Source organism: Corynebacterium jeddahense, from assembly GCF_028609865.1.
Taxonomy (GTDB): domain Bacteria; phylum Actinomycetota; class Actinomycetes; order Mycobacteriales; family Mycobacteriaceae; genus Corynebacterium; species Corynebacterium jeddahense.
The window spans coordinates 859,323-882,415 of record NZ_CP063194.1 but is presented as its reverse complement, the minus strand read 5'-3'; the positions used below and the strand labels follow the sequence as shown (position 1 = coordinate 882,415).

General features: G+C 66.8%; 28 protein-coding genes and 1 tRNA gene. 19 read left to right on the top strand and 10 right to left on the bottom strand.

Going from position 1 to position 23,093, the window contains the following annotated elements; translation table 11 throughout:
• Positions 1–19 precede the first annotated feature (19 nt).
• The 4 genes from CJEDD_RS04335 to CJEDD_RS04320 all read left to right on the top strand — a co-directional run bounded on the left by CJEDD_RS04335 (position 20) and on the right by CJEDD_RS04320 (position 4,232).
• Complete coding sequence (locus tag CJEDD_RS04335; protein WP_273657639.1) at positions 20–1,420, top strand: class II fumarate hydratase; 1,401 nt, start codon at positions 20–22, stop codon at positions 1,418–1,420.
• Positions 1,421–1,482: 62 nt separating this feature from the next.
• The gene (locus CJEDD_RS04330; RefSeq protein WP_042407804.1) at positions 1,483–1,983 is read left to right on the top strand and encodes a hypothetical protein; all 501 of its coding nucleotides are present in this window, start codon (positions 1,483–1,485) and stop codon (positions 1,981–1,983) included.
• 27 nt (positions 1,984–2,010) lie between these two features.
• A complete protein-coding gene (locus CJEDD_RS04325) occupies positions 2,011–2,640 on the top strand; it encodes a TetR/AcrR family transcriptional regulator (protein ID WP_052333819.1) in 630 nt (209 codons plus the stop codon).
• Positions 2,634–4,232, top strand: a complete 1,599-nt coding sequence (locus tag CJEDD_RS04320; protein ID WP_081764549.1) for an MDR family MFS transporter — start codon at positions 2,634–2,636, stop codon at positions 4,230–4,232. Before CJEDD_RS04325 ends, CJEDD_RS04320 begins: the two co-directional genes overlap by 7 nt.
• A 6-nt stretch (positions 4,233–4,238) precedes the next feature.
• Here CJEDD_RS04320 and CJEDD_RS04315 read toward each other — a convergent pair whose 3' ends face one another.
• The 3 genes from CJEDD_RS04315 to CJEDD_RS04305 all read right to left on the bottom strand — a co-directional run bounded on the left by CJEDD_RS04315 (position 4,239) and on the right by CJEDD_RS04305 (position 6,116).
• Positions 4,239–4,772 carry a GNAT family N-acetyltransferase gene (locus CJEDD_RS04315; protein ID WP_042407844.1) on the bottom strand — a complete coding sequence of 178 codons (534 nt, stop codon included), beginning with the start codon at positions 4,770–4,772 and terminating at the stop codon, positions 4,239–4,241.
• Between the two features lie 99 nt (positions 4,773–4,871).
• Positions 4,872–5,474 carry an LGFP repeat-containing protein gene (locus tag CJEDD_RS04310; protein WP_042407807.1) on the bottom strand — a complete coding sequence of 201 codons (603 nt, stop codon included), beginning with the start codon at positions 5,472–5,474 and terminating at the stop codon, positions 4,872–4,874.
• Between the two features lie 54 nt (positions 5,475–5,528).
• The gene (locus CJEDD_RS04305) at positions 5,529–6,116 is read right to left on the bottom strand and encodes a LysR family transcriptional regulator substrate-binding protein (RefSeq protein ID WP_042407810.1); all 588 of its coding nucleotides are present in this window, start codon (positions 6,114–6,116) and stop codon (positions 5,529–5,531) included.
• A gap of 25 nt (positions 6,117–6,141) precedes the next feature.
• Here CJEDD_RS04305 and CJEDD_RS04300 point away from each other — a divergent pair, with 25 nt between their 5' ends.
• The gene (locus tag CJEDD_RS04300; RefSeq protein ID WP_042407848.1) at positions 6,142–6,513 is read left to right on the top strand and encodes a DUF5997 family protein; all 372 of its coding nucleotides are present in this window, start codon (positions 6,142–6,144) and stop codon (positions 6,511–6,513) included.
• Here the strand turns inward: CJEDD_RS04300 and glyA are convergent.
• On the bottom strand, positions 6,510–7,802 hold the full coding sequence (gene glyA / locus CJEDD_RS04295) for a serine hydroxymethyltransferase (RefSeq protein ID WP_042407850.1): 1,293 nt from the start codon (positions 7,800–7,802) through the stop codon (positions 6,510–6,512). The genes CJEDD_RS04300 and glyA overlap by 4 nt on opposite strands.
• A gap of 137 nt (positions 7,803–7,939) precedes the next feature.
• Between glyA and coaA the strand changes: the two genes are divergently transcribed.
• Positions 7,940–8,863 (top strand): type I pantothenate kinase, encoded by a 924-nt coding sequence (coaA, locus tag CJEDD_RS04290; RefSeq protein WP_042407813.1) that lies wholly within the window; start codon positions 7,940–7,942, stop codon positions 8,861–8,863.
• Positions 8,864–8,867: 4 nt separating this feature from the next.
• On the opposite strand, the gene CJEDD_RS04285 is transcribed toward coaA, so the two are convergent.
• From CJEDD_RS04285 to mca, 3 genes are read right to left on the bottom strand one after another with little or no spacing between them, the layout of a single operon-like run.
• Complete coding sequence (locus tag CJEDD_RS04285; RefSeq protein ID WP_232297725.1) at positions 8,868–9,617, bottom strand: isoprenyl transferase; 750 nt, start codon at positions 9,615–9,617, stop codon at positions 8,868–8,870.
• Between the two features lie 48 nt (positions 9,618–9,665).
• Positions 9,666–9,965 carry a hypothetical protein gene (locus CJEDD_RS04280; protein WP_042407815.1) on the bottom strand — a complete coding sequence of 100 codons (300 nt, stop codon included), beginning with the start codon at positions 9,963–9,965 and terminating at the stop codon, positions 9,666–9,668.
• Between the two features lie 3 nt (positions 9,966–9,968).
• Positions 9,969–10,826 (bottom strand): mycothiol conjugate amidase Mca, encoded by an 858-nt coding sequence (gene mca, locus CJEDD_RS04275; RefSeq protein WP_074432538.1) that lies wholly within the window; start codon positions 10,824–10,826, stop codon positions 9,969–9,971.
• Positions 10,827–10,938: 112 nt separating this feature from the next.
• Between mca and CJEDD_RS04270 the strand changes: the two genes are divergently transcribed.
• The 3 genes from CJEDD_RS04270 to CJEDD_RS04260 all read left to right on the top strand — a co-directional run bounded on the left by CJEDD_RS04270 (position 10,939) and on the right by CJEDD_RS04260 (position 12,573).
• Complete coding sequence (locus tag CJEDD_RS04270; RefSeq protein WP_042407820.1) at positions 10,939–11,391, top strand: DUF4307 domain-containing protein; 453 nt, start codon at positions 10,939–10,941, stop codon at positions 11,389–11,391.
• A 105-nt stretch (positions 11,392–11,496) separates the two neighbouring features.
• Positions 11,497–12,018, top strand: coding sequence for a transcription elongation factor GreA (gene greA / locus CJEDD_RS04265; protein ID WP_042407822.1), 522 nt, complete (start codon positions 11,497–11,499; stop codon positions 12,016–12,018).
• Positions 12,019–12,054: 36 nt separating this feature from the next.
• Positions 12,055–12,573: a hypothetical protein gene (locus tag CJEDD_RS04260; protein WP_052333820.1), complete on the top strand. Its 519-nt coding sequence runs from the start codon at positions 12,055–12,057 to the stop codon at positions 12,571–12,573.
• 63 nt (positions 12,574–12,636) lie between these two features.
• On the opposite strand, the gene CJEDD_RS04255 is transcribed toward CJEDD_RS04260, so the two are convergent.
• Positions 12,637–13,437, bottom strand: a complete 801-nt coding sequence (locus CJEDD_RS04255; protein ID WP_042407825.1) for a Bax inhibitor-1/YccA family protein — start codon at positions 13,435–13,437, stop codon at positions 12,637–12,639.
• 113 nt (positions 13,438–13,550) lie between these two features.
• Here CJEDD_RS04255 and CJEDD_RS04250 point away from each other — a divergent pair, with 113 nt between their 5' ends.
• Positions 13,551–14,474, top strand: coding sequence for a suppressor of fused domain protein (locus CJEDD_RS04250; protein ID WP_042407827.1), 924 nt, complete (start codon positions 13,551–13,553; stop codon positions 14,472–14,474).
• A 6-nt stretch (positions 14,475–14,480) separates the two neighbouring features.
• Here the strand turns inward: CJEDD_RS04250 and CJEDD_RS04245 are convergent, their stop codons facing one another.
• Positions 14,481–14,948 (bottom strand): S-ribosylhomocysteine lyase, encoded by a 468-nt coding sequence (locus CJEDD_RS04245; RefSeq protein ID WP_042407831.1) that lies wholly within the window; start codon positions 14,946–14,948, stop codon positions 14,481–14,483.
• A 27-nt stretch (positions 14,949–14,975) separates the two neighbouring features.
• Here CJEDD_RS04245 and CJEDD_RS04240 point away from each other — a divergent pair, with 27 nt between their 5' ends.
• The 8 genes from CJEDD_RS04240 to CJEDD_RS04205 are packed head-to-tail and all read left to right on the top strand — an operon-like array spanning position 14,976 to position 20,936.
• Complete coding sequence (locus CJEDD_RS04240; protein WP_273657638.1) at positions 14,976–16,349, top strand: cryptochrome/photolyase family protein; 1,374 nt, start codon at positions 14,976–14,978, stop codon at positions 16,347–16,349.
• A gap of 6 nt (positions 16,350–16,355) precedes the next feature.
• Complete coding sequence (locus tag CJEDD_RS04235) at positions 16,356–17,237, top strand: GDSL-type esterase/lipase family protein (RefSeq protein ID WP_042407517.1); 882 nt, start codon at positions 16,356–16,358, stop codon at positions 17,235–17,237.
• Positions 17,234–18,040, top strand: a complete 807-nt coding sequence (locus CJEDD_RS04230; RefSeq protein WP_042407514.1) for an ABC transporter ATP-binding protein — start codon at positions 17,234–17,236, stop codon at positions 18,038–18,040. Before CJEDD_RS04235 ends, CJEDD_RS04230 begins: the two co-directional genes overlap by 4 nt.
• Positions 18,037–18,684: an ABC transporter permease gene (locus CJEDD_RS04225; protein WP_042407512.1), complete on the top strand. Its 648-nt coding sequence runs from the start codon at positions 18,037–18,039 to the stop codon at positions 18,682–18,684. The genes CJEDD_RS04230 and CJEDD_RS04225 overlap by 4 nt, the downstream gene beginning before the upstream one ends.
• Positions 18,685–19,362, top strand: a complete 678-nt coding sequence (locus CJEDD_RS04220; RefSeq protein WP_042407507.1) for an ABC transporter permease — start codon at positions 18,685–18,687, stop codon at positions 19,360–19,362.
• 11 nt (positions 19,363–19,373) lie between these two features.
• Positions 19,374–20,303, top strand: a complete 930-nt coding sequence (locus CJEDD_RS04215; protein WP_042407505.1) for an ABC transporter substrate-binding protein — start codon at positions 19,374–19,376, stop codon at positions 20,301–20,303.
• A 2-nt stretch (positions 20,304–20,305) separates the two neighbouring features.
• Entirely contained in the window at positions 20,306–20,674 is a 369-nt protein-coding gene (locus CJEDD_RS04210; RefSeq protein ID WP_042407501.1) for a DoxX family protein, read from the top strand.
• A complete protein-coding gene (locus CJEDD_RS04205) occupies positions 20,667–20,936 on the top strand; it encodes a DUF3253 domain-containing protein (RefSeq protein WP_052333805.1) in 270 nt (89 codons plus the stop codon). The genes CJEDD_RS04210 and CJEDD_RS04205 overlap by 8 nt, the downstream gene beginning before the upstream one ends.
• A 245-nt stretch (positions 20,937–21,181) precedes the next feature.
• On the opposite strand, the gene CJEDD_RS04200 is transcribed toward CJEDD_RS04205, so the two are convergent.
• Positions 21,182–21,255, bottom strand: a tRNA-Leu gene (locus tag CJEDD_RS04200).
• Between the two features lie 232 nt (positions 21,256–21,487).
• Here CJEDD_RS04200 and CJEDD_RS04195 point away from each other — a divergent pair.
• The gene (locus tag CJEDD_RS04195; RefSeq protein ID WP_232297716.1) at positions 21,488–22,894 is read left to right on the top strand and encodes an esterase-like activity of phytase family protein; all 1,407 of its coding nucleotides are present in this window, start codon (positions 21,488–21,490) and stop codon (positions 22,892–22,894) included.
• Positions 22,895–23,093: the final 199 nt, after the last annotated feature.

Genomic DNA, 23,093 nt, shown 5'->3' with positions numbered 1-23,093 from the left:
TCACAACGAAAGGACGATCATGGCTGAACAGGAATACCGCATCGAGCACGACACGATGGGCGAGGTCAAGGTGCCCGTCGACGCGCTGTGGCGCGCCCAGACCCAGCGCGCGGTGGAGAACTTCCCGATCTCCGGCCGCGGGCTCGAGGCCCAGCAGATCCGCGCCCTCGGCCTGCTCAAGGTCGCCTGCGCGCAGGTGAACAAGGACCTGGGCAAGCTCGACGCCGAGACGGCCGACGCCATCATCGCCGCCGCGCAGGAGATCGCGGACGGCAAGCACAACGACCAGTTCCCGATCGACGTGTTCCAGACCGGCTCCGGCACCTCGTCCAACATGAACACCAACGAGGTCATCGCCTCCCTCTGCAAGGCGAACGGCGTCGAGGTCCACCCGAACGACGACGTGAACATGGGCCAGTCCTCGAACGACACGTTCCCGACCGCGACCCACGTCGCTGCCACCGAGGCGGCGGCGAGCGACCTCATCCCGGCGCTCAAGGTTCTCCACGAGTCCCTGGACAAGAAGGCCAAGGAGTGGCACGAGGTTGTCAAGTCCGGCCGCACCCACCTCATGGACGCCACCCCGGTCACCCTCGGCCAGGAGTTCTCCGGCTACGCCCGCCAGATCGAGCTGGGCATCGAGCGCATCGAGAACACTCTGCCGCACCTCGGCGAACTCGCCATCGGCGGCACCGCGGTGGGCACCGGCATCAACACCCCGGCTGAGTTCGGCGGCAAGGTCACCGAGGAGCTGAAGAAGCTCACCGGCGTCGAGCACCTCGCCGAGGCGAAGAACCACTTCGAGGCGCAGGCCAACCGCGACGGCCTCGTCGAGTTCTCCGGCGCGATGCGCTCCGTGGCCGTCTCCCTGTACAAGATGGCCAACGATATCCGCCTCATGGGCTCCGGCCCGCTCGCCGGCTTCGGCGAGATCCACCTGCCTGACCTGCAGCCGGGCTCCTCCATCATGCCGGGCAAGGTCAACCCGGTGCTGTGCGAGACCGCCACCCAGGTCGCCGCCCAGGTCATCGGCAACGACGCGGCCGTCGCCTTCGCGGGCACCCAGGGCCAGTTCGAGCTCAACGTGTTCATCCCGGTGATGGCGCGCAACGTGCTCGAGTCCGCCCGCCTGCTGGCCAACACCGCCCGCCAGTTCGCCACCCGCCTCGTCGACGGCATCGAGCCGAACGTCGAGCGCATGCGCACCCTGGCCGAGTCCTCCCCGTCGATCGTCACCCCGCTGAACTCCGCGATCGGCTACGAGAACGCCGCCAAGATCGCCAAGACCGCGATCAAGGAGGGCAAGACCATCCGCCAGACCACCATCGACCTCGGCTTCGTCGACGGCGAGAAGCTCACCGAGGAGGAGCTGGACAAGCGTCTCGACGTGCTCTCCATGGCCAACACCGACCGGAACTAGGCCGCAACTAGCGCGCCGCTAGAATCAGCCCCCAGCACACTCACCGAGCTGGGGGCTTTTCCATGCCTGATTCCTTTTCCGACCTGCGCACCGCCGGCGGCCCGAACAAACCGTGGGTCGTCGGCGGCGTGCTCGCGCTCGTCGTCGCCATCATCGGCGTCGCGCTCGCAGCGGCCTACTGGTCGGCGCACCCCGCGCCCGAGGCGTCGGACGAGGTCCCCGCCACCGTCACGGTCACAGCGCAGCCGCAGTTGCGTATCGACGGCTCCGCCCCCACCGGCACCTACTCCGGCACCCTGAACAGCCTCGAGCCCGACGCGAAGACCAGGTCCTGGCCCGCCGTGGCCACGTTCGGCGGCGGCACAGCAAGTGTGACGTACCCGCTCACGGGGTGCACCGCGCTCATCGGCGAGGACGGCGAAGCGGTTCCGCTCACGAAGGGCTGCCACGGCGGAGGAGGCCGTTGGGACGTCGATACGCACGAGCCCGGCCTCGTGCACCTGACGTACTCCGAGGACGGAAACGCGCTGGTAGAAGGCACGCTTTCCGCGGGTTTGCCATAAAGTGCACTGGGTGTAATATTGCACCCCGTGCAAAACGAGGAGTACGGGATCAGGGAGCGCAAGCGCCGCGAGACGAAGCAGCGTATCCGCACCGAGGCCGCCCGGCTCATCGAGGAGCACGGCTACGACAACGTCACCGTCGACGACATCTGCCGGGCCGCCGGCATCTCGAGGCGCACGTTCTTCAATTACATGGATTCCAAGGACGAGGCCGTCCTCGGCGCGTTCCCGTTCACGTTCGGCGACGAGGCCCTCGCCGCCATCCGGAACACGCCCGCGGACAACGTCCTCGACCTGGTGATCCGCTCGATCGACGTCGCCCCCGGCGCGTTCGACGGTCCGAGCTCCGAGTGCCGGCGCGACCTGCTCGAATCCAACCCCGGGCTGATGCAGGCGGAAGCCGCGCGTAAACGCGGCTTTCTCACCCAGCTCGGGCGCGCCATCTTCGACCACCTCGAGCGCTACCCGAACGACCGCCGCCACCCCGGCTCTGCCGCCGAAGAAGCGCACTCCATCATCGTCCTGTTCCAGGGCGCGGTGACGCGCTACCTCTGGCACCCGCCCGAGGCCGCAGACGGTGTCGACGCCGATCCGATAGACACGCTCCGCCAGTACGCGCTACAACTCTCCGAATACGCAAAGGACATGAAATGGTAGAAACCCGCGAGACCGCTCGCGATGAGGCGCAGAAGAGCGCCGACGCGACCGCGCAGTCGCCGCTTGTGGCCGCTCCGCCGAACGTCGGCGTCATCTTCGCTGCCCTCCTGCTCACCATGCTGATGAGCTCGCTCGGGCAGATGATCTTCTCCACCGCCCTGCCGACCATCGTCGGCGAGCTCGGCGGCGTCGACCACATGAGCTGGGTGATCTCCTCGTTCCTGGTCACCATGACCATCGCGATGCCGGTGAACGGCAAGCTCGGCGACGTCCTCGGCCGCAAGTGGCTCTACATCACAGGCATCGGCCTGTTCGTCATCGGCTCCACCATCGGCGGCTTCGCGCACACCATGGAGCTGCTGATCGTCGGACGCGCGATCCAGGGCCTGGGCGCCGGCGGCATGATGGTGAACTCGCAGTCCATCATCGCGGAGGTTGTCCCCGCCCGCGAGCGCGGCAAGTACATGGGCGTTATGGGTGCTGTCTTCGGCGTCTCGTCGGTGCTCGGACCTGTGCTGGGCGGCTGGTTCACCGACGGTCCGGGTTGGCGCTGGGCGCTGTGGATGAACATCCCCCTCGGCCTGCTCGCCATGACCGTCTCCACGATGGTGCTCAAGCTGCGCAAGGGCTCCGCGAAGGACATGCACTTCGACTACATCGGCACGACCCTCATGGTCCTCGCCACCACCTCGCTCATCCTCACCACTACCTGGGGCGGCACGCAGTACGACTGGTCCTCCCCCACCATCATCACCACCTCGGCCATCGCCGTGATCGCCGCGGTCCTGTTCGTCCTCGTCGAGCTGAGGGCGACGAACCCGCTCATCCCGATGGATCTGTTCAAGAACCGCAACATGGTGCTCACCACCCTGGCCGGCACGGTGCTTGGCCTCGCCATGACCTCCGGCCTGGCGTACCTGCCCACCTACCTGCAGATGGTGCACGAGCTCACCCCGACCGAGGCCGGCCTCATGATGCTGCCGATGGTCATTGGCATGCTCGTCACCGGCATGGCCGTCGGCTTCATTATCTCGAAGACGGGCCGCTACAAGATCTACCCGCTGGTGGGCATGCTGATCACCACCGTCGGCCTCTACCTGTTCTCGCGCCTGGAGCCGTCGACCACGCTGACCACGCTGGGCGTGTACATGTTCATCTTCGGCTTCGGCCTGGGCCTGGTCATGCAGGTGCTGGTCCTGATCGTGCAGAACTCGTTCCCACTGTCACAGGTGGGCACCGCGACCTCGACCAACAACTTCTTCCGCCAGATCGGCTCCGCCGTCGGCGCGTCCCTGTCCGGTTCGCTGTTCACCCACAACATGCGTAACAACCTCGAGGAGCGCCTCCCCGACGCGCTGGCGCAGATGGGTCCGCAGGGCGCCGAGATGGCAAAGCAGTTCGGCGATGGTGCTGCCAATAACCTCACGCCGGAACTGGTGACTCAGCTGCCGGACCCGGTCAAGCAGGCGGTGCTCACAAGCTACAACGACGGCCTCACGCCGGTGTTCCTGCTCATGGTCCCGCTCGCGATCCTCGCGTTCTTGCTCCTCCTCCCCGTCAAGGAGGAGACGCTCAAGGACGATCTGAGCTAGTTGGCGTTACGACGGCTGCGCCGCCGACGGCAGAATCAACTCGTAGATGTCGCAGTCGCGCCACTGGCCTTGGCGCTCGCCGTACGTCATCTTGGCCATCTTGTGGAAGGTGCCCACCTTCTCGAATCCGCGGGAGCGATGCAGCCCCGCGGATCCTTCGTTTTCGGGAAAGATCCAGGAGTGGATCGACCACTTGTGCAGGTCGATGCAGGACTGGATGAGGTGGTCGAGCAGCGCGCCGGAGACCCCCTTGCCGCGCGCGTCGGGGTGAGCGTAGATCGAGTCCTCCACCACGCCGTAGAACACGCTGCGGGTCGAGGCTTTCGCGGCGCCGACCCAGCCGAGGATCTTCGAGTCGTCCTCCGCGTCCACGGCCACGAAGACCGTCTCGATGATCTTCTTGCGTGAGAATTGCTCCCACGACTGGCCCTGCGTCTCGTAGGACGCGTTGCCGGTTTGCAGGCCAAGCTCGTAGATGTCGCGCACCTGCGGGTAGTCCCAGGGCCGGATGGGCCGGATGTAAAAGTCCGATCTTTGCATGCGCCCCATTGTCCCGAACACCGCGAAAGCCCGCAAGGAACGCAAAAAGCGCCGCCCCGCGCGGTGCGAGTGCGGCGCTGCTCCAGGCGCGCGAGAGAATTACTTCTCGGTGACAATCGCGGTGAAGGCGTCGTTGGTGCCACCGCGGGTCCACTCGATGGTGCCGCGCTCGAACTCCTGGGTCCAGCCGGACTTGTCGGAGTTCTCGGTCTCCGGAGCCAGCGGGAAGCCGAGCTTCTTGTCCAGCCTCACGTCGGTCATCCACTCGTTGGCGATCTGGCCCCAGGTCGGAGCGCCACCGGTGTTCGGGTTCCAGGTGATGTAGTGCTCCTGGTCGTAGGTGACGATCCAGCCGTCCTCGACCTCCTCGACTGCCATCGGCTCGCCCCATGCCGGGTCGGCGTACTTGTCCATGGCGGCCTTCACGCCTGCTGGGACCATGGCGGTGCCAGCAGCGGTCTTGATCTCCTCGGTGGCCTCAGCGTTCGCGGAGGACGCGGTGGCGGAGGAGGAAGCCGCAGAGGAGGCGGAAGAGGTGCTGGTGTTGCCTGCGGTCTCGGTGGTGGTGTTGGTCTCGGTGGCGGTCTCGGACACAACCTCGGTGGAGGTGGTGGAGTTACCGTCGTCGTCGGAGCAAGCAACCAGGCTGGTAGCGCCCAGGGTCAGCACGGCAGCGGAAGCAGCGAGTTTACGGGAAAACATAATGTAACACCTTTCCTTCGTTGAGCAAGTTCATCTTTCATTATGAACATTGCGTTAACGTCGAGCCCTCTTCCCACCCGAACGGGGGTGAGCAGCGCCACGCGAGGAGCGTGCCGTGCGCCCCTTCGCAACCCCGACAAAGTCCTGCACAGCGTCACAATCGTCGGTCTTTCGCCAAACGAGCGCGACGGGTGTCACGGGCCCTTCCCCCGCCGGGAGCGGCAGCGCGGTGACCTGTTTCTTGGACAGGTTCTTCAGCAGAGGTAGCGGCGCGTACACCACCCCGACGTTCGCCGCGACAACCTGGAGGGCTGACCTGAGGTCGTCGATACGCGGCTGCGCCTCAAAGTCGAGGTTGACGATCTCTTCGGCGAGGTCGGCGCGCGAGACCGTCCCGACCTCGGCGAAGACCGAGTCCTTCGGCACCGCCACACCCGGTGCCTCCTCGTAGAGGCGCACGACGTGGAAGTCGTCGGTGACGCGCGCGTCAGGCAGCCGGGTGAGCGCGAGCACGGCCTCCGACCCGAGGAGCGCGAACGGGTCGTCCGCGGGGGCCACCGCGAGCTCGTCTCCCGTGAGCTCCTTGTAGCGGCGGAACCATTTTCCCGGCTCGGTGCCGGTGGCGAAGGCGATGGTGAGCATGGTGGGCAATGCTACCGTTTCCGCCATGACACACGAGACGCCCTCCGGCACCGCCATGCGGCCGGTCACCGCCGCGAAGAAGCTCGGCATCCACCTGCCCGCCACCCCGCAGGAGTTCCAGGACGGCGCGGTGACCCACGCCGAGCTGCGCGAACTGCAGGACAACCCGCCCGAGTGGCTGCAGGAGCTGCGCCTTCACGGACCGCACCCGCGCGCCGAGGTCGCGCGCAAGCTGGGCATCTCCGTCACGGCGTTAAAGAACTCCGGCGCCGCGCAGGTGATGACAACGGACGAGATCCGCTCGCTTCTCGACGACCAGCCGGAGTGGCTACGCAAAGCCCGCACCACTCTCGCGGAGCAGCGCGGGCACGCGGTCGGCGAGGGCGAAGGCTCCTAGAGCATCTTCCAGTCTTCGAGACCCGGGTAGAGCGGGTACTTCTCGGCGAGCGCCTCGACGCGCCCGCCCAGCGCCTCGGTGTCGGCGCCGACGCCCATGATGAGCGTCTCGGCGATGATGTCGGCGACCTCGCGGAAGTCGTCCTCGCCGAACCCGCGGGTGGCCAGCGCCGAGGTACCGATGCGCAGGCCGGAGGTGACCTTCGGCGGGCGCGGGTCGAACGGCACGGCGTTGCGGTTGACGGTGATGCCGACGGCGTGGAGGAGGTCCTCCGCCTGTTGGCCGTCCATGGGCGAGTTGCGCAGGTCCACGAGCACAAGGTGGACATCGGTGCCGCCGGAGACGACGGAGATGCCGGCGTCGTGCGCGTCGTCGCGAAGCAACCGCTCGGCGAGCACCTGCGCGCCGTCGAGGGTGCGCTGCTGGCGGTCCTTGAACTCCTCGGTGCCGGCGATCTTGAACGCCGTCGCCTTCGCCGCCACGACGTGCATGAGCGGGCCGCCCTGCTGGCCCGGGAACACGGCGGAGTTGAGCTTCTTGTGCAGCTCGAGGTCGTTGGTGAGGATAAAGCCGGAGCGCGGGCCGCCGAGGGTCTTGTGGACCGTCGAGGACACGACGTGCGCGTGCGGCACCGGCGAGGGGTGCAGCCCGGCCGCGACGAGGCCGGCGAAGTGGGCCATGTCGACCCAGAGGTAGGCGCCGACCTCGTCGGCGATGGAGCGGAACTCGGCGAAGTCCTCGTGGCGCGGGTAGGCGGACCAGCCCGCGATGATCACCTTCGGCTTCACCTCGCGGGCCTGCTCGCGCAGCTTCGCCATGTCGATGAGGTGGGTGTCCTCCTCCACCTGGTACGCCGCGACGTTGTAGAGGCGGCCGGAGAAGTTGATCTTCATGCCGTGGGTGAGGTGGCCGCCGTGCGCGAGGTCGAGGCCCAGGATGGTGTCGCCCGGCTCCGCGAGCGCCATGAGCACCGCCGCGTTCGCCTGCGCGCCGGAGTGCGGCTGCACGTTCGCGTACTGCGCGCCGAACACCTCCTTGGCGCGGTCGCGCGCGAGGTCCTCGACGACGTCGACGTGTTCGCAGCCGCCGTAGTAGCGCCGGCCCGGGTATCCCTCGGCGTACTTGTTGGTCAGCACCGAACCCTGCGCCTGCAGCACGGAGCGCGGCACGAAGTTTTCGGAAGCGATCATCTCCAGGGTGTTGCGCTGGCGGCCCAGCTCGGCGACGATGGCGGCGTGCACCTCGGGGTCGTAGGTGGCCAGATCCTGGTAGCGGAGGTCTTCAGACACTTCCACCGGGTCCTTTCTTCTCACGTTGCAATGACGCTTCGAAGTATAGGGAAGCCCGGGGCCGCGTTTGCCCGGTTTCGCGGCCCGTTCGCCGGCCTGTGCAGCCGACCCGTCCGCGGGGTGCGACAATGTTCGCTATGTCACGAGCCGACACCTCGCCGTACCTCGACTTCCACCGCCGCGACTGGCGCGAACGGCGCGCCACGATGCCCCAGGTGCTCACCGAGGACGAGCTGGAGGCCCTCTCCGGCATCGGCGAGAACCTCGACCTGCAGGAGGTCGAGGACATCTACCTGCCCATCTCGCGCCTTATCCACCTGCAGGTACGCGCCCGGCAGAAGCTGACGAAGGCGACAGAGACCTTCATCGGCGACGACCCGGGGCACGTGCCGTTCATCATCGGCCTCGCGGGGTCGGTGGCGGTGGGCAAGTCCACCACCGCCCGCGTGCTGCAGGTGCTGTTGCAGCGCTGGGAGTCCCACCCGCGCGTCGACCTCATCACCACCGACGGCTTCCTCTACCCCGGCGAGGTGCTCAAGGAGCGCGGCCTCATGGCCCGCAAGGGCTTTCCCGAGTCCTACGACCGGCGCAACCTCATGCGCTTTGTCACCGAGGTGAAGTCCGGCCAGCCCGTGGTCAAGGCGCCGATCTACTCGCACGAGGCCTACGACATCCTCCCCGACGAGGTCATCGAGGTGCGCCAGCCCGACATCCTTATCCTCGAAGGCCTCAACGTCCTGCAGACCGGCCCGACCCTCATGGTCTCCGACCTGTTCGACTTCTCCATCTACGTCGACGCGAAGACGGAAGACATCGAGCGCTGGTACATCGAGCGCTTCCTCAAACTGCGCGACACCGCCTTCCAGGAGCCCGGGGCGCACTTCGCGCCGTACGCCGAGCTTGACGACGCTCAAGCGGCCTACGCCGCCCGCGAACTCTGGCAGACGATCAACCTGCCCAACCTCGTGGAGAACATCCTGCCCACCCGGGTGCGCGCCTCGCTCGTGCTGCGCAAGGACTACGACCACACGGTCCAGCGCGTGCGCATGCGCAAGATCTAGCTCCTTATTTGCCGAAGCGGCGGGAGCGCTGCGAGTAGTCGCGCAGCGCGCGCAAGAAGTCGATCTTGCGGAACGCCGGCCAGTACGTGTCCGTGAACCAGATCTCGGAGTACGCGGCCTGCCAGAGCAGGAACCCGGAGAGGCGCTGCTCGCCGGACGTGCGGATGACCAGATCCGGGTCCGGCTGTCCCGACGTGTACAGGTGGGCGGCGATCGACTCGACCGTCACCTCGTCGGCGATGTCTTGGGCGGCGACTCCGGCGGCAGCTTTGTCGTCGATAAGCGAACGCACCGCGTCGACGATCTCCTGGCGCCCGCCGTAGCCGACGGCGATGTTGACGGTGAGGCCGGGTTTCTCGGTGGTGGCGGCGGCGCTCTGGCGCATGCGCGCGGCGACGGCGTCGGGCAAGAGGTCGAGCTGGCCGACGAGGCGCACCCGGCAGGAGTAGTCCTCCGTGGCCAGGTCCTCGATGACGCCGGAGATGATGTCGAAGAGGAACTCCACCTCTTCGGTGGTGCGCTGCAGGTTTTCGGTGGACAGAAGGTAGATCGTGAGCACGTCGATGCCCATCTCCGCGGACCAGCGCACGAGCTCGCCGATCTTCGCGCCGCCGACGCGGTGGCCGTGGGAGATGTCCTCGAAGCCGGCCTCGCGCGCCCAGCGGCGGTTGCCGTCCGCCATCACCGCGATGTGCTTCGGGCGCTTCTTGCCCCGCAGCTCGCGCTTCAGGCGGGCCTCGTAGAGCGGGTACATGAGGTAGCGAACCTTGGACAGGACAGTCACGGTCTCGATCCTAACCCGCTAGAAGACGCGCTTCTTGTGCTGGTCGAGCAACCCGGCCTCGGCCATCGCCTTGTCCACGGCCTGCTCGTCGAACGGGTCGATCCCGTGCGCCTCGGCGAACGCCTGGCGGCGCTTGAAGCGCGAGAAGCGGCGGTGGAACGCGTAGCCGATAGCCAGCACCACCACGCCGAGCGCAACGATGATGAGCAACCCCACCGGGGAGGCTTTGCCGAAGTCCGGGCCGACCGGGTTCTCTGCGGGGGCCTGGGCGACGACGTACAGCGACGCGTTGGTCGCGGCCGTAATAAATGTCTGCATGGTCTACTCGCTCTCTTCCGGGATGCCGGCGAAAAGATCCGTCTCGGGCAGCTGCGTGTCCACCCTGCTGCGCGCGAGCTCGAACTCCTCGGTGGGCCACACGTCCTGCTGGTCCTCCACCGGGCTGGCCAGGAACGCGCCCGCCGGGTCGATCTGCGTGGCGTGGGCGGTCAGCGCCGCGGCACGCTGGCCGAAGTAGTCCCCGCACTCGACCTGGGTGGTCACCCGGTCAAACACGTCGCCCTCGGCCTCTTCCCACCGCTTGATCATGAGCTCGTAGGGGCTCTTCTCCCCGCGCTCGTAGAGCCGCTCCTGCAGCAGCTTCATGCGCTGGAGGATGAAGCCGTGCGAGTAGTAGAGCTTCAACGGGGTCCACGGCTCGCCTGCCTCGGGCGCGAACTCCGGGTCGCCCGCCTTGTCCCAGGCGATCATGGATACCGCGTGCACCATGAGGTGGTCCGGGTGCGGGTACCCGCCGTTCTCGTCGTAGGTGATGATGACGTGGGGCTTGAAGTCGCGCACCTGCTCCACGATCTTCACCGCCACCGCCTGCGGGTCCTGCACCGCGAACGAGCCTGCCGGCAGCGGCGGCAGCGGGTCGCCCTCGGGCAGGCCCGAATCCTCGTACCCGAGCCAGACGTGCTCGACGCCGAGGGCCTCGGCCGCGCGCGCCATCTCCTCGCGGCGCACCTCGAGGATGTTCTCGAGGACCCCGGGGCGGTCCATCGCCGGGTTAAGCACGTCGCCGCGCCGGCCGTCGGTGCAGGTGACCACCTTCACCCGGTTGCCCTCCGCGGCGTACTTCGCCATCGTGGCGGCGCCCTTGGAGGACTCGTCGTCGGGGTGTGCGTGGATCGCCATGAGACGGAACCCGGTCACTCGCTTGCTCCAACTTTCGTAGGGGTTAGTTCTTTACCTCCGGGCTATCTTAGTACCATCGACCAGGAATTCCCCCACCTGCAAGGAGCCGACAGTGAGCACCACGACATCCCGCCCAGCGCAGCGCTACGGTTCGTCGTCACGCGGCGGCACCACGGGCGGCAAGGTGGTTGCGGTGATCGCGGTGCTCCTCGTCACGGCCATCCTCGTCGTGAGCGCGCGCGCCCTCCTCGAGCGGTTCAACCGCCCCGTCACGGCCGAGTTCATTTCGCAGGAGCGTATCGACGACTCCACGGGCCGTCTCTGGATCGACGTCGACCGGAAAGACCCCTCGCAGCCCGCGTACTGCATCGTCACCGCGGTGGACTACTCGCACGCGGAAGTGGGCCGGCGCGAGGTGATCCTGCCGGCCGGCGGCGAGAAGCACGAACGCCTGGCCGTAGAGCTGCCCGTGCGCGAGCCGCTCGTCTCAGGGCGCATCTACGGCTGCTCCGACAAGCTGCCGTTCTACATGGACCCGGACAGCTCGTTCTACGGCGCCCGGTAGGCCCGGAAGCGCAGGCCCGTGTGGTAATCTTCTGCGCGTATATCTGCACATGCAGGCCCGCATCCGGCGGGCCCGTTTCACGTATGAGGGAAGGTTCTCACCCCAATGGCTGAATCCCAGCAGCAGTACATCACCCCCGAAATGAAGGCCAAGCTCGAGGCCGAACTGCAGCAGCTCATCGATAACCGCCCCGTCATCGCGGCCGAGATCAACGAGCGCCGCGAGGAGGGCGACCTCAAGGAGAACGCGGGCTACGACGCCGCCCGTGAGCAGCAGGACCAGGAAGAGGCCCGCATCAAGCAGATCTCCGAGATCCTCTCCAACTCCACGACGGAGCGCACCGGCGTCGTCGAGGGCGTCGCCCACGTCGGCTCCGTGGTCCACGTGTACTACGACGGCGACGAGAACGACCGCGAGACCTTCCTCATCGGCACCCGCGCCGCCTCCACCGGCAACGCGGACCTGGAGACGTACTCCGAGAACTCCCCGCTGGGCGCGGCCGTCGTCGGCGCCGCGGAGGGTGAGACGCGCACGTACACCGCCCCGAATGGCCGGGAAATTCAGGTCACGGTCGTTTCGGCCGAGCCGTATGATTCAGACAAGGCCTCCACGCCCCGTTCGAAGTAGCCGCACAACCTCTTTTTACAACGAAGGATTTTCCCCGTGATTTCCACAACTTCCCGCAAAGCAGTCGCCGGCATCGCCGCCCTCGCGGCGCTCGCCCTCGCAGGGTGCACCCCGCCCCACGAGAACTCCTCGGACGTCAAGGTCGACACCGCGAAGACCCAGGATCCGGATTCGCTCAAGGGTGCCACCACCACCGCGCCCACCTCCGCCACGAACGTGACCGAGGCCGTGGAGAAGAACAAGACCACCGGCACCGCCGAGCTGTCCCCGGAGAAGACTCCGATGTTCAACAACTGCGATGCGACCCACCTGCTGCGCCCGGCGAAACTCACCGTGGACTGCAAGAACCAGGACGACTTCCTCGAGGACATCGTCTGGGACAAGTGGGGAGAGGACCTCGCCGAGGGCACCGCGACGCGCGTGGTGAAGAACCCCGACAACCGCGAGGAAGGCATCAAGGTCGTGCTGGGCAACCCGCAGATTGTCAACGGCGACCTGGTGTTCACCACCATGTCCGTCAACGGCGCCCCGGTGAAGCCGGAGAACGACTACTAGAGCAGTAACGCCGAAGCCCCGCCCACGCGCGAATCGCGCGGGCGGGGCTTTGCCGTATTGCTGCTACCGCTCGTCGGCGAAGTAGGACAGCAGGCGCAGGATCTCCGTGTAGAGCCACACGAGGGTGACGGCGAGGCCGAGGGCGACGCCCCATGCCTCGCGCTCCGGCGCGCCGGTGCGAACAAGCTTGTCAGCGAGGTCGAAGTCCTGGAGGAACGACATCGCCGCGAGGATGACACAGAACACGCCGAAGATGATCGAGATGGTGCCGCCGTCGCGCAGCGGGCTCACCCCGCCGAAGATGGCGAGCAGCCAGTTGCCGATCGCCATGATGGCGACGCCGAAGACAGCGCCGGTGATCGCCCGGTTCAGCCGCGGGGTGACGCGGATCGCGCCGCGGCGGTAGACGAAGAGCATGCCGACAAACACGCCGACCGTGCCCAGGATGGCCTGGAAAATCATCTCGCCCGCGTCCGCGCCGCCGAGGGAGAACCAGCCGGAGACGACGAGCGAGAACCCGCCGAGGAACAGGCCCTCGAACACGGCGTAGATCAGCGTGACCGCCGGTGAGCCGAACTCCCGGCGGAACGCGTGGACGAGGGTGGTGATGAAGGAACCGATGATGCCGACGAACGTCAGCCCCGCCCCGAGGGCCGGGTCGACGTAGGCGTAGAGGAAGAAGTTGAGCAGCGCGACCGCGATGATGACGGCGAGGGTGATGCCGGTCTTGCTCACCACGTCGTCCACCGTCATGGGGCGGTCTTGGCGGACCTCCGGGGCGTATCCGGCGGCAGGCTGGCCGTCGTAGCCGCCGTCCGCCACCGCGCCGGGGAGGTTACGGAGTACTGGGTTAGTGCTTCTCAAGACGCACAAATCCTTTCGAGTCTTCTGCGGGTCCGATGTTGAACTCGGGTCCCATGTCACCGTCTACAACGTCACGCCACGCAAAAAGGTTCCCAATCCTAGAATCGGCGACCATGGGAGTCTTCGACCGGATGCGCCGCGGGCCGCTCACACAGGGCGACGCCGTGCGCGGGCACCTCGCCCGCGCCACCGCCGGGGCGGACGCCTACACGTACAACTACCGTGGCCTCGAGGTGCACGCGTACTTCGTCGACGAGCCACTCCCCCACATCCTGTACTGCACGTTCGGGGTGTCCGAGGTCGCGTCCTCGCAGCCGACGGCGGGAACGCAGACCGAGCTCACGCTGCGCGTCCCGGTCGCCGCTGGCCTGCCGCCACAGTGGCCCGCGGACCAGCTCGCCAGGCTCGCCGGCATGGGGCTGGCCCCGGGCCACCACGTCGCCGTCGCGAGCGGCCCCGGTTCCCTCACCGGGTTCGTGTGCGTCACCGACCCGGTGCTCGGGCTTCTCGACGCCCCCACGGGCCTCACCCGCTTCACCTACGCCGCCGGGCTCAACGGGGACGACTACGAGCGGATGCTGCGCTGGGACCCTGTCAAGTTCGCGGGGCTGCTCGGCGAGCACGTGCCCCTCGGGCTCACGGACCCCCGCCGCGCTCCGTTGTCGGCCCGCCCGGGGCTGCGCGAGCGGCTGGACGCGGCGGCGGGGGCCGAAGGGTCGTCGATACGCGCGATGCTCGCGGGCCGACTCGACGTGGATGCGGACGGCGAGACGGCGCTGGTGGCGGTGGATGCGCAGGCGGCGCGCGACCTCCTGCGCGCGGCGCGCTACCGGCTACTCAAGGGGCGCGCGTTCGCGCTCGTTCGCGGCGAGGCGTGGCTGCTGCTCGACCCAGGCGCGACGTACCCCGAGCTGGGCCCCGCCCACGCCGTCGTGCCCGCCCCGGCGGCGCTCGCGCACGAGCTGCTCGCCGTGCTCGACGCGGCGCCGGGGACGTACCGCCTGCGCACCGCGCCACTCACGCTGCGGGTTGCGTAGCGGCGATTATTTGAACACGGTGCCCCACTCGTCGCGCTTGTCCAGGAACTCCTGCGCGGCCTGCTTCGCGGCGTCGAGGTCGTGGTTCGCGCCCCAGCCGCACTGTTTCTCGTTGGCCGCCGGGACCTCGCTGGCGTTCGTGATGTCGGTGAGCGTCTGCTCGACGAGCTCCGCCACCTCCTCCTCCGACGGGTCGCCGGCGAGCATGAGGTAGAAGCCGGTCTGGCAGCCCATCGGGCCGAAGTCGATGACGTTGTCCGCGTGGTTGCGGGCGTGCTCGGCGAACATGTGCTCCAGCGAGTGCACCGTCTTCATCTCGAGGTGGTCCTCGTTCGGCTGCTTGAAGCGGATGTCGTATTTCACCAGCACGTCGCCCGCGGGCAGTTCCTTCCTGTCGGCGAGGCGGATGAAGGGTGCGGCTACCTTGGTGTGGTCGAGGTTGAACGACTCGACGTTCATGCGGGATTCAGTCATGGACCCGACTGTACTGAAAGGCTCGACATGCCCACCACCCTCGTCTGGTTCCGCGACGACCTGCGTCTTACGGATAACCCGGCACTGACCTGGGCCGCCGAGCGCGGCGACGTGGTCGGCGTGGTGGTGGACGAGACCACATCGAGGCCGCTGGGACGTGCGGCAACGTGGTGGCGCGACCACTCCATCGCGGAACTCAGCGAAAGGGTCCCGCTTACGCGCGCGGCAGGCGACCCGCGGGAGATTATCCCGAAGATGGCCAGCGAGCTTGGTGCGGAGGTGGTGTGGAACCGCCGTTACCACTCCACCGAGATCGACGCGGCGGTCAAGGACGCGTGCGGCGCGCGGTCCTTCCCGGGCTTCCTGCTGACGGAGCCGTGGGAGATGCGCACGGGCTCCGGCATGCCGTACCGCGTGTTCACCCCGTTTTATAAGGCCGTGCAAGCACACCTCGCCGCCCACCCGCCGTCGGTGCTGCCCGCGCCGGCACTCGAGGGGCAATCGCGTATCGACGTCCCCACGTACCCTGCCTGGGCAGACACACTCGCAGAACACAACACCCCCGGCGAACTGGCTGCGCTCGACCGCTTCCACGCCTTTTTGGACGGGTTGGCGGACGGCGCCCACTACTCCAACAACGACCTGACCCCGGGCGCGACCTCCGGGCTGTCGGCGCACCTGCGTTTCGGCGAGCTCTCCCCCGGCTACGTGTGGGCCGAGACGGTGGCGCTAGCTGAGGCGCACCCAGCCGCAGCAGCGGATGCGTACGCGTTTCTGCGCCAGCTGGTTTGGCGCGACTTCGCCTGGCACCGCTTCTACCACCTGCCGGATTTACACCTGCACAACGTGCGCAGCCAGTTCGACGCGTTCGACTGGGCGTGGAGCGAGCACGCCGACCCGATGGCGCACCCGTACGCCTTCGCGAGGCCCGAGATGGACGGCACCGCAGAGCACCTCGGGCAACTCGCCGCTTGGCAGCGTGGGGAGACCGGCATCCCCCTGGTCGACGCGGGCATGCGGGAGCTGTGGCTCACCGGGACGATGCACAACCGGGTGCGCATGGTGGTGGGATCCTGGCTGACGAAGAACCTGGGCATCCACTGGCGCCACGGCGAGGAATGGTTCTGGGACACGCTCGTGGACGCCGACGTCGCGTCCAACCCGTTCAACTGGCAGTGGGTCGCGGGCTCCGGCGACGACGCCGCACCCTACTTCCGCATTTTCAACCCCATCACGCAGCAAGAAAAGTTCGACCCCTTGGGTAAGTACGTGACCAAGTGGCGGCCGGCAGCGCTGCTCCCCGGCTACCCGGAACCCATGGTGGACGTCAAGGAATCCCGCAAGGTCGCCCTTGCCGCTTACGAGGACATCAAGGGCGTGTCGGGACCGCAGGTAGGGTGAGCCCTTGTGACTTCCCTCTTGCGCAAAGCCGTCGCTGTCCTCACCGCCGCCGCGCTAGTCCTCTCTCCCGCGCCCGCCGCCGCGCAGCCCGCCGCGGCGAACGTGGTGGTCTTCGGCGACTCGTTTGCCGCGAACCCGGACCAGTACCGGGCAACCGCGCTGCAATCTACGGGCGCTTCGAGCCTGTCGAGCATATTGGGCGCACCGGAGCGGATCTTCGAGTCGTACCCGCACCAGCGCGGGTGCCTGCAGGGGCCCGACAACTGGCCGCGGCAGCTGCAGGCCGCGACGGGCAGGCAGGTCGCCGACTGGTCCTGCACCGGCCACACCTCGGCCGAATTACTCCCGCGTATCGACGACGCCGTGCGCGCTGGGTCCCTCACCCACGCCACCCGGTCGGTAGTGATCTCAGTTGGGTTCAACGATTTCTGGCGCGGCCCGGCGGTCAACCTCACCGCGGGCTACGACACAGCCGCCATCCAGGACGCCTACCTGCGGAACCTGCGTGAGGCCGCGGGAAAGATCCGCGCGGCGGCGCCCGGAGCGAGGATCGTCATGGTCGGGATGTTGTCGGTGACGGAGGCCGCCGGCGCCCAACGGGTGTGCCTGCTCAACGTGGTGCCGAACTTGCCGCTTGGTATCCCGGTACCCCCTGTTCAACGGTTGGAGTCCCTGAACCAGGACAACCAGCGCCGCGCCGCGTCCCAGATCGGTGCCGCATTCATCGACATCAAGGCGATGTCTGCCGGGCACACTACCTGCGCGCCCGACTCGCAACGCTGGGTGGCTGGCCTCATTGACACCACCACGGACAGTTACAACATGGCGCTGCACCCGTCGCGTGCGGGATCCACCTTTGTCGCCCAGCAGGTAGCGGGTGCGCTGTGATCGAGTTTTGCCACGTACAAAAGCAGTACCCGGGCACCGACGCCGCGGCCGTCGTCGACTTTTCATACCGGGTGGATGAAGGCAGCGCTACCGTCTTCGTCGGCCCCTCCGGTTGCGGGAAGACGACGCTTTTGCGCATGGTGAACCGGATGGTGGAACCAACTTCCGGCGAGGTAATGGTGCGGGGCCGCAACGTCGCCGATGAGGACCCGGTGCAGCTGCGCCGTTCCATCGGCTACGTGATGCAGCATTCTGGCCTGATGCCGCACCGGTCGGCCGTCGATAATGTGGCGGACATCGCGCGGCTGGCTGGGGCGAGCAAGCGGGAGGCGCGCGAGCGCGCGATGGAGATGTTGGAGCTGGTCAACCTCGACCCCTCGCTGGCGAAGCGCTACCCCGCCGAGCTGTCCGGCGGCCAGGCGCAGCGCGTCGGCGTGGCGCGCGGCCTGGTCAACCGCCCCGACATTTTGATGATGGACGAGCCCTTCGGCGCCGTCGACCCCGTGGTGCGCCGCAAACTGCAGGAGGAAGTGCTGTCGCTGCGCGGGCGCTTGGGCACCACGGTGCTCATGGTCACCCACGACATTGACGAGGCCTTCATTATCGGCGACCAGGTCGTCGTCCTCGGGCCACAGGCACGCATCGAGCAGGCCGCGACACCTGCGCAAATCGTCTCCCACCCAGCCAACGAGACGGTGCGCGACTTCACAGGCGCGGCCTCGCGTGAGCTCTCCGTCGTCGAGCGCGACGGGAGCCGTCTGCTTATCGACGCCTCCGGCACCGTCAAAGGTGTCCTGAAATGAACTGGGGTTGGTTGAGCGCCAACAGCGGGCGCATCGGGTCGCTGGCCCTGGACCATCTGGCGATTTCCGCCCCGGCGATCCTGCTGGCGTTTCTCGTCGCGGTGCCGCTTGGGTGGCTCGCGCACAAATCCGGCCCCGCCCGCGAGGTGCTGGTGGTGCTCACCAGCTTGATTTACGTCGTCCCGTCGCTCGCCATGTTCATCCTCATGCCGCTGGTGCTGGGCACGTCGATCCTCTCCCCGCTCAACGTCGTTGCGGCCATGACGCTCTACGGCATCGCGCTCATGGTGCGCTCCGCCGCGGACGCCTTCGACGCCGTGCCTGCGGACGTGCGCCAATCCGCCACGGCTGCAGGTTACGCCCCGGCCCGGCGCGTGCTCGCGGTCGAGCTGCCACTCGCCACGCCCGGGCTCATCTCCGGGCTGCGCGTGGTGGCGGCGTCCACGATCAGCCTGGTCTCCGTCGGTGCGCTGATCGGCGTGCAGTCGTTGGGCACCCTGTTCACGGAAGGGTTCCAGCGCTCCTTTACCACCGAGATCCTCGCGGGCCTTGTCGGCACCGTGCTGCTCGCCGTGGTGGTGGATCTTCTCATCGTGGCGCTCGGCCATGCCGCTACGCCGTGGACACGGTCAGGGGGCCGATGAATGCAGTACCTCCTTGAGGCGTTTCACTACCTGTTCGACCCCACTCACTGGCGCGGCTCCTCCGGTCTCGCCGCGCGCGCAGCGGAGCACCTCGGCTACACCGCGCTCGCGGTCGCGGTGACCGCGCTCATTGCCGTCCCCGTCGGCGTGTGGGTGGGCCACACCCGCCGCGGGGCCTCCGCCGTCTTGAGCGTGGCGGGCGCCCTCCGCGCGCTTCCGGCGCTCGGCATGATCACGTTCCTCGCCGTGGCACTGCCCATGGGCGTGCGCGTGCCCCTCGTTCCGGCCACCATCGCGCTTGTCTTGCTTGCTGCGGCTCCCCTGGTGACCGGCATTGTGGCGGGCTTCGAGTCCGTCGACCCCGAGGTCATCCATTCCGCACGCGCCGCCGGCTACTCCGAGCGGCAGATCCTCACCCGCGTGGAACTCCCGCTCGGCGCCCCGGTCATGGTCGGAGGCTTGCGCTCCTGCGTGGTCCAAGTGCTGGCCACGGCCACCGTGGTCGCGTACATCGGGCTCGGCGGCCTCGGGCGGCTGCTTATCGACGGCCTCGCGGTCCAAGACTATTCCCGCATGGTCGCCGGAGCCCTCGCCGTGACCGCCCTGGCGCTGGTCGTGGACCTGTGCCTCGCCGCCCTGCAGCGCTGGGCCCGGCCGAAAGTCCATTCCACGGACTAACATGGGCGCGCATGCATACTAAACCCCTCGCGGCCGGGTTGGTCGCATTTGCCACACTCACCCTCGTCTCGTGCTCCAACGATGACCCGCTCGACTCCGCCAGCACAGATTCTGAGGCTGCCGCGCAAACGGTGGTGATCGGCACCGCGAACTTCCCCGAGTCTGAAATCATTGGCCAGATCTGGGCTGAGGCGCTGCGTGAGGAAGGCTTCGAGGTCAAGGTGAAGTCCGGCATCGGGTCGCGCGAGGTGTACCTTTCCGCACTCCAGGACGGCTCGATCACCATCGTGCCGGAGTACTCCGGCAACCTCACCCAGTTCTTCGGTGAGCTGCCGGAAGGCGCGGACGAAAAGCAGGTCCGCGACACGCTCGCCAGCGTGCTGCCCGCGGATTTGGCCGCCGGCGAGTTCAGTCCGGCCGAATCGAAAGACGCTTACCGCGTCACCCGCGCCACCGCCGACGAGTACGGCCTGACCACCATCGGCGACTTGGACAAGCTCAAGATGATCACCGTCGCCGCCCCGCCCGAGTTCGCGGAACGCCCATACGGCCCGAAGGGGCTTACCAGCGCATACGGTATCGACGCCGCAAAGATCTCCGTCAACCCGATCTCCGACGGCGGCGGCCCGCTCACCGTCGCCGCACTGACACAGGGCAAGGCTGACGCGGCTAACATCTTCACCACCTCGCCCGCGCTGCTGGACAACGGCGAGCCCGCAGACCTGGTGATCCTCGATGACCCGAAGCACCTCATCCCGCCGCAAAACGTCCTGCCCGTCTACCGCTCGGGTGAGCTTCCGGACGGCGCCATCGACGTGATCAACCGCATCGACGCAAAGCTGACCACGGAGGATCTCGTAGCGATGAACATGCGCAACGTCGGTGAGGAACGAGCGGAACCGAAAACCATTGCCAAAGACTACGTCGAAGGACTGAAGTAACCATGACGCCACTGCAGAAATTCCTCATCCCCCTTTTCGGCGGTGCGGGAGCCCTCCACTTCCTCAAACCCGAGCCGTTCGATTCCATTGTTCCCCCGCAGCTGCCCGGCAAGGCACGCACCTATACCGAGGTATCGGGAGTCGCCGAGCTCGCCGCCGCGTCACTGATTGCGGTGCCCAAGACCCGCAAGCTCGGGGGCCTGTTCTCTGCCGCGCTACTGCTCGGCGTGTGGCCCGCAAACTTTTACATGGCCTGGCAGTGGCGCGACAAGTCCTGGCCGCTGCGCCTCGGCGCCATTGCGCGGCTGCCACTCCAAGTGCCGATGATCAAGGCCGCGCTCGGGCTGCGAAAAGCGTCCGCGCGTGGCTGAGGGGCCGGATTTCCGGCGCGCGATCGTCGATAAGCTTGCTGCTCGCGCTGAAGCTTCTTCGATTTGCCCCTCCGAGGTGGCGCGCGAGCACGGCGGCGACGACTGGCGCGACCTGATGGACCCCGTGCGCGCGGCCGCGGGTGAGCTGGTGGATCGCGGCATCGTCGTTATCACGCAGGGCGATCAGACGGTTGACCTGGCGACGGTCAAGGGGCCGATCAGGATTCGACGTGGGCCGCATTGGAGCGGTGACAACGGTTGATGTGCCATTCGAGCTCTTGCTCGGCAGCCACTGTAGGCGTGAAGTAACGCAACGCTTTCGCGGGAAATGATGCATGTCTGTGCCTTCACGGGATGTCGGTGCCCAGCGTTTCCGGACACACAAGAACCTAAGCCGGCGAACCCTTGGTGACAATGGAAAAACCCCAGGTAGAGACCGACGTTTCCGGCATTGGAACGAAAGGCCAGACCCACCCCTCCCACGCGGAACTTTCTGTCCCCGACTTGTGCCCCCAGTCGGACTCGAACCGACACTGGGCGGATTTTAAGTCCGCTGCCTCTGCCAATTGGGCTATAGGGGCTCCGCGGGCAAGTGTAGTGTCGCCCCCGGCTCTCCCAGAAATCCGCTAGCGCAGGAACCGCCGAACGGGCTGCAGAAGCTTGCACTGCGAAGCGAGCTTCGACCCCTTAACCTAGCTGTGCGGGACATAAGTAATTCCTGAGCGCCCGCACATACACCTTGCTCCTACCATCACCTTGGGGTTTTCCATGCGCATTCAGCTTCCTCCCACGCTCCAATCTCTTATCCGAAATTTGAACCTCGAGCAGATTCTGGCCGCAGCCGTCGGGATCTTCGTCGCTGGCGGGCTCATCGGCGGCGCAATCGGTGCCGCGGCCGGTGCAGGCAGCTCTACGTCTCGCACAGGCATCGCGTCTGCCGAGACCACGACCTCCGTGTCCGCTACGTCTTCAGCCACTGTCGTATCATCCACCGCCACAACAGCAGCTCCCACTACCGCATCGCCCACCTCTACTGCGCCAGTTACCGGCACGACCACACCCGTCGAACCGACGACCACGTCTTCTGCCCTGAAGGGTCCACAGCTTGAGGCGAGGGCGAAGCTGAGCGCTCTCTATCTGGCTGAGGGCCCTACCTCCGGCAAGGACACCACCGCGAAAAACGGGCAGAACCCGCCGTATAACGGGCAGGTCATCCCTGGTTTCTCCGGCATGATCGAGATCGGCGACGGGACGTTCTACGGGCTCCCCGACAACGGTTTCGGTGCGAAGGCGAATTCCTCTGATTTCATGCTGCGCATTTACCAGGTGAAGCCGGACTGGGAAACCGCAGAGAACGCCAAACAGCCCGGTGATGCCGGTGGCGTGGAGGTGTTGCGCTACATCTCCATTAACGACCGCAACAACCTCATTGGCTGGGACATTGTGAACGAAGACACGAAGGACCGTCTCCTCACCGGCGCAGATTTTGATCTGGAGTCGTTTGTTCAAGACGCCGATGGCTCGTTCTGGATCGGCGAGGAGTTTGGTCCCTACATCCTGCACGTCGACTCCAACGGAACACTGCTTGATGCTCCGTACCCGTACCCAGGTGTGAAGAGCCCCTCGAATCCGACCCTTGGCGCCGCTGAAGAGCCCAACTTACGCAACTCGAAGGGATTTGAGGCGATGGCGTTCGACGGCCGCTATCTCTACCCGATCTTCGAGGGCTACCTCAACGATGCCGCGGACAAGAAGACCCGCGTGATCTCCCAGTTCGATACCACCACGGGCGCGTACACGGGCGCAACGTGGAACTACACCGCAGAACAGGATGATGCACTCATCGGCGATGCCTTCCTGACTGAAGACGGCCGCCTGCTCGTTCTCGAGCGCGACGACTTCTTGGGCACGAACGCAAAGCTGAAGAAGATTTTCGAAGTGACAAACTTCAAAAACGCGGCACCGGGTTCCATCCTGCAGAAGTCGCTCATGATCGACCTCCTCTCAATCCCGAACCCCGGCAAGATCGGCATGGTGTCGGACGCTCGCGCATACGGCATCGGAGATCCATTTTCGTTCCCGCTGCTCAGCGTCGAAACGATTATCCAGCTGGCAGACGGTCGCTACCTCACCGCCCTGGACAACAACTTCCCGGGCGATGACGCTCGCTACCGCGGCGTGCCGGACGACACCGAAATGATCATCTTCTCGATCCGCTAACGCAGGAACCGCCGCACGAGCTCCGCGACGGTGGCTGCGTAGCCCGCGCGCACAATGCGTGACGACGACTTCCGGACCCCCCACGCTCAGCACCGCATTCGACGCAGCAACGGCGAGCGCGGGCACCGGGGATTCGCCACGTTTCTTCTCGTTGGCGGCCGCCACGGTTGCGAGGACGGCCGTCGCAAGGTTGAGGGGC

What these genes read in the sequence shown, in the direction of transcription:
- mca (WP_074432538.1), bottom strand. Translation starts at nt 10,826, where the DNA reads ATGGCGATCCACGCACACCCCGACGACGAGTCCTCCAAGGGCGCCGCC.
- CJEDD_RS04320 (WP_081764549.1), top strand. Translation starts at nt 2,634, where the DNA reads ATGGTAGAAACCCGCGAGACCGCTCGCGATGAGGCGCAGAAGAGCGCC.
- CJEDD_RS04280 (WP_042407815.1), bottom strand. Translation starts at nt 9,965, where the DNA reads ATGCAGACATTTATTACGGCCGCGACCAACGCGTCGCTGTACGTCGTC.
- CJEDD_RS04240 (WP_273657638.1), top strand. Translation starts at nt 14,976, where the DNA reads ATGCCCACCACCCTCGTCTGGTTCCGCGACGACCTGCGTCTTACGGAT.
- CJEDD_RS04285 (WP_232297725.1), bottom strand. Translation starts at nt 9,617, where the DNA reads ATGTACCCGCTCTACGAGGCCCGCCTGAAGCGCGAGCTGCGGGGCAAG.
- CJEDD_RS04335 (WP_273657639.1), top strand. Translation starts at nt 20, where the DNA reads ATGGCTGAACAGGAATACCGCATCGAGCACGACACGATGGGCGAGGTC.
- CJEDD_RS04330 (WP_042407804.1), top strand. Translation starts at nt 1,483, where the DNA reads ATGCCTGATTCCTTTTCCGACCTGCGCACCGCCGGCGGCCCGAACAAA.
- CJEDD_RS04305 (WP_042407810.1), bottom strand. Translation starts at nt 6,116, where the DNA reads ATGCTCACCATCGCCTTCGCCACCGGCACCGAGCCGGGAAAATGGTTC.
- CJEDD_RS04220 (WP_042407507.1), top strand. Translation starts at nt 18,685, where the DNA reads ATGCAGTACCTCCTTGAGGCGTTTCACTACCTGTTCGACCCCACTCAC.
- CJEDD_RS04250 (WP_042407827.1), top strand. Translation starts at nt 13,551, where the DNA reads ATGGGAGTCTTCGACCGGATGCGCCGCGGGCCGCTCACACAGGGCGAC.
- CJEDD_RS04315 (WP_042407844.1), bottom strand. Translation starts at nt 4,772, where the DNA reads ATGCAAAGATCGGACTTTTACATCCGGCCCATCCGGCCCTGGGACTAC.
- CJEDD_RS04310 (WP_042407807.1), bottom strand. Translation starts at nt 5,474, where the DNA reads ATGTTTTCCCGTAAACTCGCTGCTTCCGCTGCCGTGCTGACCCTGGGC.
- CJEDD_RS04225 (WP_042407512.1), top strand. Translation starts at nt 18,037, where the DNA reads ATGAACTGGGGTTGGTTGAGCGCCAACAGCGGGCGCATCGGGTCGCTG.
- CJEDD_RS04245 (WP_042407831.1), bottom strand. Translation starts at nt 14,948, where the DNA reads ATGACTGAATCCCGCATGAACGTCGAGTCGTTCAACCTCGACCACACC.
- CJEDD_RS04300 (WP_042407848.1), top strand. Translation starts at nt 6,142, where the DNA reads ATGACACACGAGACGCCCTCCGGCACCGCCATGCGGCCGGTCACCGCC.
- greA (WP_042407822.1), top strand. Translation starts at nt 11,497, where the DNA reads ATGGCTGAATCCCAGCAGCAGTACATCACCCCCGAAATGAAGGCCAAG.
- CJEDD_RS04215 (WP_042407505.1), top strand. Translation starts at nt 19,374, where the DNA reads ATGCATACTAAACCCCTCGCGGCCGGGTTGGTCGCATTTGCCACACTC.
- CJEDD_RS04210 (WP_042407501.1), top strand. Translation starts at nt 20,306, where the DNA reads ATGACGCCACTGCAGAAATTCCTCATCCCCCTTTTCGGCGGTGCGGGA.
- coaA (WP_042407813.1), top strand. Translation starts at nt 7,940, where the DNA reads ATGTCACGAGCCGACACCTCGCCGTACCTCGACTTCCACCGCCGCGAC.